The organism is Pantoea sp. SYBGC1 (genome assembly GCF_057197005.1).
In genome coordinates, this window is sequence record NZ_JBXUNM010000010.1 from 65,239 (window position 1) to 81,253 (window position 16,015).

At 55.0% G+C, this 16,015-nt stretch carries 15 protein-coding genes; 11 read left to right on the forward strand and 4 right to left on the reverse strand.

The features are described 5' to 3' along the window. Positions 1-41 precede the first annotated feature (41 nt). Entirely contained in the window at positions 42-563 is a 522-nt protein-coding gene (gene zur / locus AC2CF9_RS15240; RefSeq protein WP_484557375.1) for a zinc uptake transcriptional repressor Zur, read from the reverse strand. A 388-nt stretch (positions 564-951) separates the two neighbouring features. On the opposite strand from zur, the gene AC2CF9_RS15245 reads away from it, so the two are divergent. The 3 genes from AC2CF9_RS15245 to pspG all read left to right on the forward strand — a co-directional run bounded on the left by AC2CF9_RS15245 (position 952) and on the right by pspG (position 3,745). After that, positions 952-2,214 (forward strand): conjugal transfer protein TraF, encoded by a 1,263-nt coding sequence (locus AC2CF9_RS15245; protein ID WP_484557399.1) that lies wholly within the window; start codon positions 952-954, stop codon positions 2,212-2,214. 90 nt (positions 2,215-2,304) lie between these two features. Next, a complete protein-coding gene (dusA, locus tag AC2CF9_RS15250) occupies positions 2,305-3,300 on the forward strand; it encodes a tRNA dihydrouridine(20/20a) synthase DusA (protein ID WP_150018208.1) in 996 nt (331 codons plus the stop codon). Between the two features lie 181 nt (positions 3,301-3,481). Next, positions 3,482-3,745 (forward strand): envelope stress response protein PspG, encoded by a 264-nt coding sequence (pspG, locus tag AC2CF9_RS15255; RefSeq protein WP_039381981.1) that lies wholly within the window; start codon positions 3,482-3,484, stop codon positions 3,743-3,745. A 180-nt stretch (positions 3,746-3,925) separates the two neighbouring features. On the opposite strand, the gene AC2CF9_RS15260 is transcribed toward pspG, so the two are convergent. Next, positions 3,926-4,909, reverse strand: a complete 984-nt coding sequence (locus tag AC2CF9_RS15260) for an NADPH:quinone reductase (protein ID WP_484557376.1) — start codon at positions 4,907-4,909, stop codon at positions 3,926-3,928. Between the two features lie 73 nt (positions 4,910-4,982). Here AC2CF9_RS15260 and dnaB point away from each other — a divergent pair, with 73 nt between their 5' ends. From dnaB to AC2CF9_RS15290, 6 genes are all read left to right on the forward strand, one after another. Further along, positions 4,983-6,389: a replicative DNA helicase gene (dnaB, locus tag AC2CF9_RS15265; protein WP_484557377.1), complete on the forward strand. Its 1,407-nt coding sequence runs from the start codon at positions 4,983-4,985 to the stop codon at positions 6,387-6,389. Positions 6,390-6,517: 128 nt separating this feature from the next. Beyond that, on the forward strand, positions 6,518-7,009 hold the full coding sequence (locus tag AC2CF9_RS15270; protein ID WP_039381989.1) for an Lrp/AsnC family transcriptional regulator: 492 nt from the start codon (positions 6,518-6,520) through the stop codon (positions 7,007-7,009). A gap of 228 nt (positions 7,010-7,237) precedes the next feature. Then, positions 7,238-7,852, forward strand: a complete 615-nt coding sequence (locus AC2CF9_RS15275; protein ID WP_484557378.1) for a YitT family protein — start codon at positions 7,238-7,240, stop codon at positions 7,850-7,852. A 47-nt stretch (positions 7,853-7,899) separates the two neighbouring features. Then, positions 7,900-9,093, forward strand: a complete 1,194-nt coding sequence (locus AC2CF9_RS15280) for an amino acid aminotransferase (protein ID WP_484557379.1) — start codon at positions 7,900-7,902, stop codon at positions 9,091-9,093. A gap of 151 nt (positions 9,094-9,244) precedes the next feature. Then, positions 9,245-9,661 carry a secondary thiamine-phosphate synthase enzyme YjbQ gene (locus tag AC2CF9_RS15285; RefSeq protein WP_150018214.1) on the forward strand — a complete coding sequence of 139 codons (417 nt, stop codon included), beginning with the start codon at positions 9,245-9,247 and terminating at the stop codon, positions 9,659-9,661. A 3-nt stretch (positions 9,662-9,664) separates the two neighbouring features. After that, the gene (locus AC2CF9_RS15290; protein ID WP_150018215.1) at positions 9,665-10,015 is read left to right on the forward strand and encodes an MmcQ/YjbR family DNA-binding protein; all 351 of its coding nucleotides are present in this window, start codon (positions 9,665-9,667) and stop codon (positions 10,013-10,015) included. A gap of 4 nt (positions 10,016-10,019) precedes the next feature. Here AC2CF9_RS15290 and AC2CF9_RS15295 read toward each other — a convergent pair whose 3' ends face one another. Together AC2CF9_RS15295 and uvrA are read right to left on the reverse strand one after the other, a co-directional pair. Further along, on the reverse strand, positions 10,020-11,084 hold the full coding sequence (locus AC2CF9_RS15295) for an NAD(P)-dependent alcohol dehydrogenase (protein ID WP_484557380.1): 1,065 nt from the start codon (positions 11,082-11,084) through the stop codon (positions 10,020-10,022). A 258-nt stretch (positions 11,085-11,342) separates the two neighbouring features. Next, a complete protein-coding gene (gene uvrA / locus AC2CF9_RS15300; RefSeq protein WP_039382007.1) occupies positions 11,343-14,171 on the reverse strand; it encodes an excinuclease ABC subunit UvrA in 2,829 nt (942 codons plus the stop codon). A 226-nt stretch (positions 14,172-14,397) separates the two neighbouring features. On the opposite strand from uvrA, the gene ssb1 reads away from it, so the two are divergent. Both ssb1 and AC2CF9_RS15310 read left to right on the forward strand, forming a co-directional pair. After that, on the forward strand, positions 14,398-14,955 hold the full coding sequence (ssb1, locus tag AC2CF9_RS15305) for a single-stranded DNA-binding protein SSB1 (protein ID WP_484557381.1): 558 nt from the start codon (positions 14,398-14,400) through the stop codon (positions 14,953-14,955). A 160-nt stretch (positions 14,956-15,115) separates the two neighbouring features. After that, positions 15,116-15,907, forward strand: a complete 792-nt coding sequence (locus AC2CF9_RS15310) for a site-specific integrase (RefSeq protein WP_484557382.1) — start codon at positions 15,116-15,118, stop codon at positions 15,905-15,907. Positions 15,908-16,015 lie beyond the last annotated feature (108 nt).

A 16,015-nucleotide genomic window follows, 5' to 3' on the forward strand; every position in this document is an offset into this window, starting at 1 on the left:
GCTTCAGCGCATAACCCGCCCGCATGCCTTCAGGCGTGTGCTCAGCCCTTTTTGCCGCGTTTTTTACTCATCGCTTCATGATCGTGCGCACAGCTGGCGTGCTGTGTACAGGCGGCAATTTCCGCACAGTTTTCGCACAGGCCGTGCGCTTCAATTACCGTATGGCGCAGGCTGAAGTATGCCTGGTCAGCCAGTCCCGCAATGATTTTTTCCACGCCGTGCGCCTGCTGTTCACTCACTGCGGCGCAGCTGTCGCAAACCAGCATGACAGAGCTGTGGGCCGGCTCATTAAAATGATGGCAGACCACATAGCTGTTGTTGGACTCCACGCGGTGGATAAATCCCTGCTCCAGCAAAAAGTCGAGGGCGCGGTAAATCGTGGGCGGCTTCGCCTGAGGCTCACTTGTACGCAGCTGATCCAGCAGATCGTAGGCGCTGACAGAACCTTTCTGCTCAGCCATCAGGCGCAGTACTTCGGCACGCTGTGGCGTAAGACGCACGCCGCGATCGAGACAGAGCGCCTCAACCTGGGTCAGCAGCTGCGCTGGGGTAAGAGTTGACATAATGTTCTCCGGCTAACAGGTGATGTTATTTTATCACACTCTATCCGCCCATGCTGTTTTTGCCTGCCCTGGCCGAAGCGTGCTGTCGATCACACTTATCCGGCAATTTTAAGCGTGTTTCGTGCGCTATTTTTGCTTTGCAAGTGACCAGATTCCCGTTATGGTTCAGGCAGGCTAAAGTTATCACTGGCCTTATAAGAGCAATATTTCGCCTGAGTGGCTAAAAAAAGCGCAGTGTGGCGCAATCGTGTCCAATTCTGCGAACAGCAGTGCTTATCCCTTTCAGTTCACAGCAATGAAGCGTTAGCCGCCATTCAGAATAGCGGTTAACACCATTATTTCGCCTACGCGACACTCAATAATTTTTTAAGGTGATAGCAGCCTCATGATGACAACACGCTTTACGCTGGCCCGGGTGGCTTATTTTGCTGGTTTAAACGCGCTGCTGGTTTCCTCTTCAGCGCTGGCCGCGGGAACCTGGTATGATGCGCGCAATGATGCGATGGGCGGAACCGGTGTTGCGTCGTCGCACTGGAGTTCTGCCGTGCTGGCTAACCCGGCGCTGATGACGCGCGCGCAGCCGGAAGAGAACGCCGGCATTATTTTTCCCTCTGCCGGGTTGCAGGTTACAGATAAAGACAAGCTGGTCGATCGCATTGATGACATTACCGATACGGTTGATCGCTATCGCGACGTGATTGATAACATCAACGTGAATCTGATCTCAGATCCGTTCGCCGCCATTGATGCCGTACCGCAGCTGCGTGCCGCAGCCGGTGACATGGCCGATCAGCTGCGCGGGCTTAAAGGTAACAAAGCGGATGCCACCGCTGGCGTTGCGCTGGCCGTCACCGTTCCCAATGCGACGCTGCCGTTTGCTTTTATTACCAAAGCCTATGGCACCGCCCATATCCGGGCCAATGTGGCTCAGAGCGATATCGATTATCTGGATAGTCTGGCAAACGGAGCGTTTCCGCAGCCGGGCGATCAGGATAAGCTGCGCTCCAGCGCGAACGGGCTGGCAGCGCTGGTCACCGATTATGGTATCGCCATGGCACATGAGTTCACGGTTGCCGGTCACCCGGTCTCGCTCGGTATTACGCCCAAGCTGCAGAAGACCTGGCTCTACAACTACAGCGCCAGCGTCTATAACTACGATAAAAACGATCTCAAAAACGGACGCTATCGCAGTTCAGACACCGGCTTTAACGTTGATGCCGGTCTCGCAACCGCGTTTGCTGAAAACTGGACGTTTGGTCTGACCGGGCAGAACCTGATCTCACGCGATCTGGAAACCAAAGTCGTCAATGGCTATCGCGATACCTATCAAATCCGTCCGCTGGTAACGACCGGACTGGCATGGGAGCGCGGGCCGGTTACCCTGACCGGCGATGTGGATCTGACGGAAACCAAACGCTTTAAGTCGCAGGAGAGCAGCCAGTATGCAGGCGCAGGCGCGGAATATCGCGTGCTCGACTGGCTGGCACTGCGCGCAGGCTACCGCGCCGATCTGAAATCAAATGACGTTAACGTGGTTACCGCCGGCCTTGGGCTGTCGCCGTTTAATAATGCGGTGCATCTGGATCTCGCGGGCTCCGCCGGTAAAGATCGTACCTGGGGTGCGATGGTACAGCTCGGCTTTAACTTCTGACGGGTCTGTCACGGGCGGCTGTGTCGTCCGTGACGGCTGTGGTATCATTGCGCAGTTTCTCATCATTTAACTCCGGATTTACTGCGCTTCATGACTGATAACTTCTCTTCGCAACGTTTCTCTATCGCGCCGATGCTCGACTGGACCGATCGTCACTGCCGCTATTTTCATCGCAAGCTGACCGGCGATACGCTGCTCTATACCGAAATGGTGACGACCGGCGCGATTATTCATGGCAAAGGCGATTACCTTGCCTATAGCGAAGAGGAGCATCCGGTTGCGCTGCAGCTGGGCGGCAGCGATCCGGCGGCGCTGGCGCAGTGTGCCAGCCTGGCTGAGGCGCGCGGTTACGATCAGATCAACCTTAACGTGGGCTGTCCTTCCGACCGCGTACAGAATGGTCGCTTTGGTGCCTGCCTGATGGCGGATGCGAACCTGGTGGCTGACTGCATTAAAGCGATGCGCGATGTGGTTTCTATTCCGGTCACGGTAAAAACCCGCATCGGTATTGATGAGCAGGACAGCTACGCGTTTCTGCGCGACTTTACCGGCACCGTGGCAGAGCGGGGCGGCTGCGACACCTTTATCATTCACGCCCGCAAAGCCTGGCTGTCAGGCCTGAGCCCTAAAGAGAACCGGGAGATCCCGCCGCTGGACTATCCGCGCGTTTATCAGCTAAAACGCGATTTTCCAGCGCTGACCATGGCGATCAACGGCGGGGTAAAAACGCTGGAAGAGGCGAAGACGCACCTGATGCATCTGGATGGCGTGATGATGGGCCGCGAAGCGTATCAAAATCCTTCCGTGCTGGCGCAGGTTGACCGCGAGCTTTTTGGCCGCACAACGCCGGCAGTGGATCTGGTTGCCGTTGTGCGTTCAATGTATCCCTATATCGAAGCAGAGCTGACGCAGGGCACCTATCTGGGGCACGTCACCCGGCATATGCTGGGGCTGTTTCAGGGTATTCCGGGCGCCCGCCAGTGGCGACGTTATCTGAGCGAAAACGCACATAAACCGGGTGCTGATGTGCGGGTGCTGGAAGCCGCGCTGGCGCTGGTGGCCGATCGCATCCCTCAGGAAGCGTAATCCGCGTTCTCTGAAAACCGCAGCAGAAATGGTGCGGTTTTATTTTGCCTGAAACCTGGTTTTTTTCACCACGTTTACTGAAGCACTCTGAAGAAATCCAATTCGGTCAATGAGTTATAAAGTGACCAATCTGGCACGGAAATTGTATCTGTCTGCAGAGTCCTGACAGAGGAGAATAGACGTGGAAATTGTATTTGTGCTTGGATTCTTTTTAATGCTGTTGCTGACCGGCGTTTCCCTGCTGGGGGTGATTGCGGCTTTAGCCGTTGCCACCGCGCTGATGTTTTTAACCGGCCTGTTTGCTTTTGTCATAAAACTGTTACCCTGGCTGCTGCTGGCCGTGGTCGCCGTCTGGGTCTGGCGCAGCGTTACCACACCGGGTAGTAGTACCAGGCTGAACCGGCTCAGGAGAAAAATCAGCAGGATGGAGCGACGCGGCTGGTAAAAATTGCGGCTCAGATCACAGCGCTGAATTCCGCTGGCGCTAAATAAAACGTAAACATATTTTTTACTTATGTTTTCTGCCACTATATGAATACAGATTCAGTCCCGCTGTCCCTACACCAGCGCGAACTAAAAAAAGAATCAGGGGCTTCCTTCAGGAAGCCCTCTTTTTTTGCCTGAATCAGGGCAACAGCAGACTGGAGCCCTGGGTCGCACGACTCTCCAGTATCTGATGCGCGCGCATGGCATCGCGTAGCGGGAACTTCTGCTGCTCCGGTACGTTTACCTGAATGGCGCGGCTGGCTATCAGGGAAAAGAGTTCACTGCTCGCCTGCTCCAGCTCCTCACGGTTAGTGATATAGCCAAACAGCGACGGGCGGGTGACAAACAGGGAGCCTTTCTTATTAAGAATCCCTAAATCCACGCCGGTTACCGGGCCGGAGGCGTTGCCAAAGCTGACCAGCAGCCCGTGGCGCTGCAAAGAATCGAGCGACGGTTCCCAGGTATCCTTGCCGACAGAGTCATACACCACGGCCACTTTTTTCCCCTGCGTCAGTTCGCTGACGCGCTGTGCAATATTCTCTTCGCGATAGTTAATGGTGGCCCATGCGCCAGCCGCTTTGGCAATCTGCGCTTTTTCGGCAGAACCCACCGTGCCGATAAGATGGGCTCCCAGCGCTTTAGCCCACTGGCAGGCAATCAGACCCACACCGCCTGCGGCAGCATGAAACAGGAACGTCTCATCCGCTTTGACTTTCCACGTCTGACGCAGCAGATACTGGACCGTCAGCCCTTTAAGAAATGAGGCCGCCGCCGTTTCAAAAGAGATACTTTCCGGCAGCAGCGCCAGTCGCTCTTCCGCAACGTTGTGAATTTCACTGTAAGCGCCCAGCGCGGCCTGACAGTAAACCACCCGGTCGCCAGGCTGAAAACGCGTGACCGCTGCGCCCACTTTGCTGACCACGCCCGCCGCTTCTGTACCGAGTCCGGAAGGAAACGCTGAAACCGGGTAGAGCCCGCTGCGCACATAGGTGTCGATATAGTTAATGCCTATCGCCCGGTTTTCTACCTGCACCTCATGCTCAGCCGGATCGGCAGGATCAAAATCTGCCCACTGCAAAACCTCCGGGCCACCGTGCTGACTGAACTGAATACGCTTTGCCATGCTGACTCCTGTGAATGTTCATCCGGGGGCGGTATACTTGCGCGTCCCTTTCACGATCGGTAATGCATTCACTATGGCAGGATATAAACCCACCAACAAATCGAACGAACCCCGCGATCGGCAGCTGGAAGGCGTAAAAATGCCGCCGCACTCCATAGAAGCGGAGCAGTCGGTGCTGGGTGGGTTGATGCTGGACAACGAGCGCTGGGACAACGTCTCTGAGCGCGTTGTCGCAGACGATTTTTTTAACCGCTCGCACCGCATGATTTTTGCTGAGATGCAGCGGCTGCTGGAGCTGAGCCAGCCTATCGACCTGATCACGCTGTCAGAATCGCTGGAAACGCGCGGCGAGCTGGAGATGGCGGGTGGCTTTGCCTATCTGGCCGAGCTCGCGAAAAATACGCCAAGCGCGGCCAACATTGGCGCCTATGCAGATATCGTGCGCGAACGTGCGGTAGTGCGTGAGATGATCGCGGTTGCCAATCAGATTGCCGACGCCGGTTACGATCCGCAGGGGCGGAGCAGTGAAGACCTGCTCGATTTTGCCGAATCCAACGTCTTTAAAATCGCCGAGCAGCGCGCAAATAAGGATGACGGCCCGCAGAACATCGAGCAGATCCTTGAAGCCACCGTGTCCCGTATTGAAGCGCTGGTCTCAACGCCGCACGATGGCGTAACCGGCGTAGATACCGGCTATCAGGATCTGAACAAAAAAACGGCCGGCCTGCAGAGGTCCGATTTGATTATCGTGGCGGCGCGCCCCTCAATGGGTAAAACCACCTTCGCCATGAACCTGTGCGAAAACGCCGCGATGCTCAATGAGAAACCGGTGCTGATCTTCAGTCTGGAGATGCCCAGCGAGCAGCTGATGATGCGTATGCTGGCATCCCTGTCGCGCGTGGATCAGACGCGTATTCGTACCGGCCAGCTGGAAGATGAGGACTGGGCGCGCATCTCCGCCACGATGGGTATTCTGCTGGAGAAGAAAAACATCTTTATTGATGACTCTTCCGGCCTGACGCCAACCGAAGTACGCTCGCGTGCCCGCCGCGTGTTCCGCGAAAATGGCGGTCTGAGCATGATCATGATCGACTATCTGCAGCTGATGCGCGTGCCGTCGCACTCCGAGAACCGTACGCTGGAGATCGCCGAAATTTCGCGTTCATTGAAAGCGCTGGCCAAAGAGCTGAATGTGCCGGTCGTGGCGCTGTCGCAGCTGAACCGTTCACTGGAGCAGCGCGCCGACAAACGTCCGGTTAACTCCGATCTGCGTGAATCAGGCTCGATCGAGCAGGATGCTGACCTGATCATGTTTATCTACCGCGATGAGGTTTATCACGAAAACAGCGATCTGAAAGGCATCGCTGAGATCATCATCGGCAAGCAGCGTAACGGGCCGATCGGTACCGTGCGTCTGACGTTCAACGGCCAGTGGTCGCGCTTCGACAACTACGCCGGCCCGCAATACGACGACGAATAAGCCTTTCCCTGCCAGTGCATGCACGTTTTGTGCATGCATCTCACGTCATCAGAAAATAGTGTTGGACAAGGCGGTCCGCTATCAGGTTATCTGTGCCAAAGCGAATGTGACAACGCTGTGGGATCAGAATGACGCAGGTAGATGATTACGATCTTAAGATATTGACGCTATTACAATCTAACGGCCGTCTTACCAATCAGGAACTGAGCGATCTGGTGGGGTTATCCGCATCACAATGCTCACGCCGCCGCATCAATCTTGAACAGGCGAATTTGATCCTTGGCTACCATGCCCGGCTGTCGCCCGATGCGGTGGGTCTCGGCATGGTCGGATTGATTGAAGTGCGGCTGAAAAACCATACGCCCGATTACGAAGATAATTTTTTGCAGATGGTGGAAGCGGAACCCGCCATTGTTGACGCGTTTAAAACCACCGGAGACGCTGACTATCTGCTGAAAGTGGCGGTGGCCGATCTCGCCTCGCTGAGCGCGCTGATCAGCCAGCTGGTGGCGGGCCATCAGAGCGTGTCGCACGTTAAAACGGCGGTGGTACTCAACCGGCTGAAAGAGAATGGCCTGATGATGAAGCCTGCGCACAAAGTGCGCCATAAAGGTGCGTAATGCGCCATAAAAGTGCATCAGGCTGCCTCTCTCTGCTTATTTCTCGCGAGTAAGATCGAATTTGTGCATGAATCAACGGTTTTATTCTTATTCATGCATAAAACTGTGCAATAAAGCGCCTTAGATATCAATGGGATATTCGCTGGCACCCTCCGGCTAAGCAGCAGCGAGGCCGGAGTGGTGCGTTTTTTGCAGCTCTATCGCTTTTACTTGCACAGAGAACTCCTGATGGACAACATCGCTCAGCCAGTGGCAGCTCCTCACTCCCGTATCGAAGATGCGCTGGCTATCGTGCTGGGAACGCTGATGGTCTCATTTGGCGTCATGCTGCTGAAGCAGGCGGGCGCGCTGACCGGCGGAACGGCCGGTATCGCGTTTTTAATCAGCTACCTTTCATCCTCCTCTTTCGGCGCCGCCTTTTTTGCCATCAATCTGCCGTTTTACTGGCTGGCGATACGCCGCATGGGATGGGAGTTTACCTGCAAAACCTTTGGCGCCGTCGCGCTGGTTTCCCTGTTCACGCAGCTGCAACCGCTGTTTATTCACTTTTCGGCTTTAAATCCTTTTTATGCGACACTGTTCGGTAACGTGGTCATGGGGATCGGGTTTATAGTGTTGTTTCGTCACAAAGCCAGCCTGGGTGGTATCAATATTCTGGCGCTCTGGCTGCAGGATCGCACCGGTCTGCGTGCCGGAAAGCTACAGATGATGGTTGATACCTGTGTGGTATGCGCCTCGCTGTTTGTCGTACCGCTACCGATGCTGCTGGCCTCTGTTGCGGGCGCGGCGATCCTTAACCTTATCATTGCGCTGAACCATCGTCCTGGCCGTTATCAGGTATAAAAGCGCCATCTTGCGCTTACTCATGCATTTTTATGGAGATCTGCACCGTGTTTCAAAACGTTGATGCCTACGCCGGCGATCCGATCCTGTCGCTGATGGAAACCTACAAACAAGATCCGCGCGCGCATAAAGTCAATCTCAGTATCGGCCTGTTCTACAACGAAGCAGGGATCGTTCCGCAGCTGCAGGCCGTTGCGGCAGCTGAAGAGCGTCTGCAGGCGCAGCCGCATCAGGCATCACTCTATCTGCCGATGGAAGGTTTAGGCCCTTACCGCAACGCGATTGCGCCGCTGCTGTTTGGTCACGAACACCCGGTGCTGAAAGCGGGACGCATTGCGTCTATTCAGACGCTGGGTGGTTCCGGTGCGCTGAAAGTGGGGGCTGATTTCCTGAAGCGCTATTTTCCGCACTCAGAAGTCTGGGTCAGCGATCCGACCTGGGAAAACCACGTAGCGATTTTTAACGGCGCGGGCTTCGCGGTAAATACCTATCCCTGGTACGATGCCGAGACCAACGGCGTTAAGTTTGACGCATTTATCAGCTGCCTGAAATCGCTGCCAAAGCACGCCATTGTGCTGCTGCATCCCTGCTGCCATAACCCGACCGGCGCCGATCTCACTGACGCCCAGTGGGATGAGACCACCGCCGTGCTGAAAGCGCAGGAGCTTATCCCGTTCCTCGATATCGCCTATCAGGGCTTTGGCGCAGGAATGGAAGAGGATGCTTACGCCATTCGCGCTATCGCAGCCGCAGGTCTGCCGGCGCTGGTGAGTAACTCATTTTCCAAGATCTTCTCGCTCTATGGCGAGCGCGTGGGCGGGCTTTCTGTGGTCTGCGACAGCGCTGAAGAAGCGGGACGGGTGCTGGGTCAGCTAAAAGCCACCGTGCGCCGCAACTACTCCAGTCCGCCAAATTTTGGTGCGCAGGTGGTCTCCTGCGTGCTGAACGATGCCGCATTACTGAACATGTGGCTGGCAGAAGTTGAAGCGATGCGCCTGCGTATTGCGGAGATGCGCCAGGCGCTGGTCAGCGAGCTGCAGGCGATTCTGCCGGGTAAAAATGTCGACTATCTGCTGAAGCAGCGCGGTATGTTCAGCTATACCGGTCTCAGCGCACAGCAGGTTGATCGCCTGCGCGATGAGTTCGGCATCTATCTTATCGCCAGCGGGCGTATGTGCGTTGCTGGTCTGAACCACGGTAACGTTAAACGCGTTGCAGAGGCGTTTGCTGCCGTTATGTAACCGCCGGGCGCGACACCAGGAACCATCCGTTTTCATGCGGATGGTTTTTTTTTGCGCCTGCCCAGGCAGGCTGATGCTTTTTCCTATGGCAGGGTTTACCTTTCGCCAACATGCTGCACACTTAAGAGACCTGTTTTTTTAGGACTTTGTTATGTGGCAGCAACAGACCCTCACCCTGAGCGCAAAAGCGCGCGGGTTTCACCTCATTACCGATGAGATCTTAAGCCAGCTTAACGGCCTCAATGGCGTGCGCATCGGCCAGCTGCATCTGCTGTTACAGCATACCTCCGCGTCGCTGACGCTGAATGAAAACTGCGATCCCACCGTGCGCAGCGACATGGAGCAGCATTTCTTACGCCAGGTGCCTGAAAACGCAGGGTGGCAGCACGATTATGAAGGCGCAGACGATATGCCTGCCCATATTAAGTCGTCACTGCTGGGCGTTTCACTGCTGCTGCCGGTCAGCCGCGGGCGGCTGATGCTGGGTACCTGGCAGGGCATCTGGCTGGGGGAACATCGCGTACAGGGCGGTGCCAGACGCATCGTCGCGACTTTACAAGGGGAATAACCAATGACGATTTCTGAGCTATTGACCTACTGCATGAGCAAACCCGCCGCAGAACAGGACATTAAAGAGGCGTGGGATGCAACGCAGATTAAGAGCCACGGCGTGCTGTTTGCCATGCTTTATGAGAAAGCAGGGCGGCCGGCGGTGACGCTGAAAACCTCTCCCGCACTGGCTGAACTGTTGCGTGAAGAGCACAGCGACGTCTTTCCCAGCGAATACCTGAATAAATCCTGCTGGAGCACGCTGTGGCTGGATGGATCGCTGAAAGATTCGCAGATTTACTATCTGGTTGACGCCTCTTACCAGCAGGCCGACGCCACGCACGCGGCGGGCGCCGGCCAGCACAACGCCTGAGCCGTTACGCCGCAGGCGTATCGCGCAGGGTATTGATATCGATGACAAAGCGATATTTCACATCGCTTTTCAGCATGCGCTCATACGCCTCATTAATCTGATCCATGGCAATCAGCTCAATGTCTGAGGTGATGCCGTGCTTGCCACAAAAATCGAGCATCTCCTGCGTTTCAGCGATGCCGCCGATCAGCGAGCCAGAGACACTGCGGCGTTTGAAAATCAGGTTAACCACCTGAGGTGCCGGATGATCGTGCTCGGGCACACCGACCAGCGTCATATTGCCATCACGCTTCAGCAGGGTGATAAACGGGTTGAGATCGTGCTGTGCGGCTACCGTGTTCAGAATAAAATCGAAACTGTTAGCGTGGGTCGCCATCTGATCGGCATCTTTAGAAATCACCACTTCATCAGCGCCAAGGCGTTTGCCATCTTCGACTTTTGATGGCGATGTCGTAAACAGCACGACCTGCGCGCCCATCGCATGAGCAATTTTCACCCCCATATGGCCCAGGCCGCCGAGGCCCACGATACCCACTTTTTTACCCGGCCCGACGTTCCAGTGGCGCAGCGGCGAATAGGTGGTGATCCCCGCGCACAGCAGCGGCGCAACGCCTGCCAGATCGAGGTTTTCCGGCACGCGCAGCACAAAATCTTCGTTGACCACCATGCTGGTGGAGTAGCCGCCGTAGGTGACCGCGCCGGTTTCGCGATCCTGGCCGTTGTAGGTGCCTGTCATGCCCTCTTCGCAATACTGCTCCAGCCCTTCCTGACAGCTCGGACAGCTGCGGCAGGAGTCAACCATACAGCCAACGCCCACCAGGTCGCCGGGCTGATATTTATGGCTGTGCGCGCCCACGGCGGTTACGCGACCAACAATTTCATGGCCTGGTACGACCGGAAAAATTGTGTTGTTCCATTCGTTGCGCGCCTGGTGCAGATCGGAGTGGCAGACACCGCAATAGAGCACTTCAATCTCCACATCATGCTCACGCAGTTCGCGCGGTTTGTAGTCGAACGGGGCGAGCTTTGATTTGGCGTCCTGTGCAGCCCAGGCATGGGTAATATTCATGGTGTCTCCAGTCGGATGTGTCGTGAGTAGGGTATGCAAACGCCTTACGGAGTCCGAAAGGCCGGAACGCTGAGGCAGCGTTGCAAGCAGACCGCTATAAGCGTAGTCAGCCCGCCTGGATGCGACCATGCCTGAAGTTGTCTGATTCTTGCCTGTTTCTGCATTTTGTTGCGCAATCAGGCACGCCTGAACAACCGGCAAATAAAAAGCCGCCCCGGAGGGCGGCCTGATAATGGTAAAGGCGCAGACAGAAAAGCCTTACTTTTTCAGCATCGGTTTCAGGAAGCGTGCGGTATGTGACTTTTCACACTCTGCTACGGTTTCCGGCGTACCGGCGACCAGGATCTCACCGCCGCCGCTGCCGCCTTCAGGACCCAGATCCACAATCCAGTCTGCGGTTTTAATCACATCCAGATTATGCTCAATCACCACGATGGTATTGCCCTGATTACGCAGCTGATGCAGGACTTCCAGCAGCTGCGCAATATCGGCAAAGTGCAGGCCGGTGGTCGGCTCATCCAGAATATAGAGCGTCTGTCCGGTACCGCGCTTCGACAGCTCACGCGCCAGCTTGACGCGCTGCGCCTCACCGCCGGAGAGCGTGGTGGCGGACTGGCCGAGGCGGATATAGGAGAGGCCGACATCCATCAGCGTCTGCAGCTTGCGTGCCAGCGCCGGGACCGCTTCAAAGAAGTCGCGCGCTTCTTCAATCGTCATCTCCAGCACTTCGTGAATGCTTTTGCCTTTGTACTTGATCTCCAGCGTTTCACGGTTGTAGCGCTTGCCTTTACACTGATCGCACGGCACATAGATGTCGGGCAGGAAGTGCATTTCCACTTTGATCACACCATCGCCCTGGCACGCTTCACAGCGTCCGCCGCGCACGTTAAAGCTAAAGCGGCCCGGATTGTAGCCGCGCGAGCGCGACTCCGGCACGCCGGCAAAGAGTTCACGCACCGGCGTAAAAATGCCGGTATAGGTCGCCGGGTTGGATCGTGGCGTACGTCCGATCGGGCTTTGATCGATGTCGATCACTTTATCGAAGTGCTCAAGGCCGGCGATCTCACGATACGGTGCCGCTTCACCGCTGGTTGCACCGTTAAGCTGCTGCTGCGCAATCGGGAACAGCGTATCGTTAATAAGCGTTGATTTTCCGGAGCCGGAGACGCCGGTGATGCAGGTAAACAGGCCAACCGGCAGCGTCAGCGTCACATCTTTCAGGTTATTGCCGCGCGCGCCGGTGAGCTTCAGCACTTTAGCCGGATCGCCTTTCACCCGCTCGGCCGGCACTGCGATTTCGCGCTTGCCGCTCAGGAATTGACCGGTCAGCGACTCTTCATGCGCCATAATGGCGTGTACATCACCTTCAGCCACTATCTGTCCGCCGTGCACGCCCGCGCCCGGACCGATATCGATGATATGGTCAGCCGCTCTGATCGCGTCTTCGTCATGCTCTACCACAATCACGGTATTGCCGAGATCGCGCAGGTGGATCAGGGTCGAGAGCAGGCGTTCGTTATCGCGCTGGTGTAACCCGATAGAGGGCTCATCAAGAACGTACATGACGCCAACCAGGCCCGCGCCAATCTGGCTGGCCAGACGAATACGCTGCGCCTCGCCGCCGGAAAGCGTTTCAGCTGAACGTGACATAGAGAGATAGTTCAGGCCGACGTTGACCAGGAAACTCAGCCGATCGCCGATCTCTTTCAGGACCTTCTCAGCAATTTTTGCGCGCTGGCCGCTCAGTTTAAGGTTGGTGAAGAACTCCATCGCATGACCAATACTCATTTCAGAGATGGTAGGCAGATTGGTATCTTCAACAAATACGTGGCGCGCTTCACGGCGCAGGCGCGTGCCGTGACAGCTGGTGCAGGCGCGGTTGCTGATAAACTTCGCCAGCTCTTCGCGCACCGCATTGGACTCCGTCTCTTTATAACGGCGTTCCATATTGTGCAGCACCCCTTCAAACGGATGACGCCGCACGGAAGTATCACCGCGATCGTTGATATATTTGAATTCAATATTCTCTTTGCCCGAGCCGTACAGGATCACCTGACGCGCTTTGTCGCTCAGGCTGCTGAACGGCGCCTCTACGTCAAAGTCGAGATGCTCAGCGAGCGAGCGCAGCATCTGAAAATAGTAAAAGTTGCGGCGATCCCAGCCGCGAATCGCACCGCCCGCCAGCGACAGCTCAGGGTTCTGTACCACGCGATCGGAATCGAAGTATTGCTGCACGCCAAGGCCGTCACAGGTCGGACAGGCGCCGGCCGGGTTGTTGAACGAAAACAGGCGCGGTTCCAGCTCACGCATGCTGTAGCCGCAGATCGGGCAGGCGAAGTTGGCGGAGAAGAGCATCTCTTCGCTGTCAGGATCGTCCATGTCCGCCACGATCGCGGTGCCGCCGCTGAGTTCAAGCGTGGTTTCAAACGACTCCGCCAGACGTGTCGCGAGATCGTCGCGTACGCGAAAGCGATCGATGACGACTTCAATGGTATGTTTTTTCTGCAGCTCAAGTTTTGGCGGATCGGAGAGATCGCACACTTCACCATCGATGCGGGCACGGATGTAACCCTGCGCCGCCAGGTTTTCCAGCGTTTTGGTGTGCTCACCTTTTCGATCTTTCACCACCGGCGCCAGCAGCATCAGGCGGCGACCCTCTTCCTGCGCCAGCACCTGATCCACCATCTGACTTACGGTCTGCGCCGCAAGCGCGACGTCGTGATCGGGACAGCGCGGCTCACCCACGCGGGCAAACAGCAGGCGCAGGTAGTCGTGGATTTCAGTAATAGTACCCACCGTCGAGCGCGGGTTATGCGAAGTCGATTTCTGCTCAATGGAAATGGCGGGCGACAGGCCTTCGATGTGATCGACATCCGGCTTCTCCATCAGCGAGAGAAACTGGCGCGCGTAAGCAGAGAGGGACTCTACATAGCGCCGCTGACCTTCGGCATAGAGCGTATCAAATGCCAGCGATGACTTCCCGGAACCTGAGAGACCGGTGACAACGATCAGCTTATCGCGTGGAATGATCAGGTTAATATTTTTCAGATTGTGGGTGCGAGCACCGCGGACTTCGATCTTATCCATTCACCTTTCCCGGATTGAACTACACCCGCTATGCCAGCAAAGCATAACGGGCAGAAACGCATCATTATGGCACAAAAAATAACCTGAATAAATATCCAGTAGTTTTATCCTTTGGTACACTAGAGACGCAAAACTGGAAGCACGCTCCAAAGTATCCATCATAGATCAGGACGTGTTAAACTTTGTCGTTTAGACTTATAGCATCAACTCATCGGGAGAGAGCAACATGGCCAGTCGTGGCGTAAACAAAGTGATTCTTGTCGGGAATCTGGGTCAGGATCCGGAAGTGCGTTTCATGCCAAACGGTGGCGCTGTAGCCAACTTCACGCTGGCCACGTCTGAAAGCTGGCGTGACAAGCAGACCGGTGAAAACAAAGAGAACACCGAATGGCACCGCGTTGTGCTGTTTGGCAAACTGGCTGAAGTTGCCGGTGAATATCTGCGTAAAGGCTCACAGGTCTATATTGAAGGTCAGCTGCGTACGCGCAAGTGGCAGGATCAGAGCGGTCAGGAAAAATATACCACCGAGGTGGTTGTCAACGTAGGCGGCACCATGCAGATGCTGGGTGGACGTCAGCAGGGCGGAGCGAATGCAGGTGGCGCACCGATGGGCGGTCAGAACAGCGGCGGAAATAACAACGGCTGGGGTCAGCCGCAGCAGCCGCAGCAGCAGTCTCAGGGCGGCAATCAGTTCAGCGGCGGCGCGCAGCAGCGTCCACAGCAGCAGAGCGCACCGGCGAACAACGAACCGCCAATGGATTTCGACGACGATATCCCGTTCTAGGATTTACCTAAGAACATTTAGTCATGAATTTTCTATCAAGCCTCTGTTAATACAGGGGCTTTTTTTATATTCGACATATCAAAACCGTCAATTTTTTATTGACCCTCTTTTAGGTTATTATGGACCTTGCAATTGTGTAAAATTTATGAAGTGTAGGTGCATGAAGAATCACTATGGGCTTAAAACATTTATTATGGACAGTGGCGAGCGCTACTGCATAGTGATGAATCGCTCTTCTAGCCTTCCCGTGTATTACCCTACTCTTTATTTAACAACACAACTTCGCAATAGGGGGGATGCTTTTTCAACGATGTCAGCGGCGGCTAGCAACCTAATTGTTTTGCTCCGCTTTTTAGATATTCGTGGAATTGACCTTGAACAGCGTTTTTTGACCAAAAATTTCTTAAAACCACATGAGCTGGACGACCTGCGAGATTTTGCTCAGCGTAAGCAAGCAAAGACGTCATTAAATACATCCTCTACCCTTTGGCTTGATGAGCCGGAGTCCGATATTGTTGATAACGGAACACAGCATTCTAGGCTGACAACGTGTGCCAACTATTTACACTGGTATGCGATGCATATTTTAAAGACGGCAGAACTGGAAGTGGTCCAGCAGATCGACGCTATGGCGCAACAGATAAAGAAGCGCAGGCCTTCTAAACAGCGCAGAAGCAGTGAGCTACAAGATAGATCACTGAGTGATATTCAATTGGATTCACTATTTGAAGTTATCCTTCCTGGATCCAAATTAAATTCTTTTTCAATTGAAGTGCAGCGCCGAAATCGGCTGATGATCTTGCTTCTGTTTTATCTTTGTATTCGGGGTGGTGAATTATTGAATATCAGAATACAGGATGTTGATTTTAGTACTAACAGGATCCGTATTGTTTGGCGAGCAGATGAGCGGGCTGACTCTAGAACCAATGAGCCTAATGCCAAAACCAGATAACGACTCTTACCGTTGTCTGAATCTTTAGTTCTAGAACTGCATAGTTATATCATTCAAGATCGGCGTAAAGTCCGAAATGCTAAGAAAAATGATTACTTGTTTGTGACA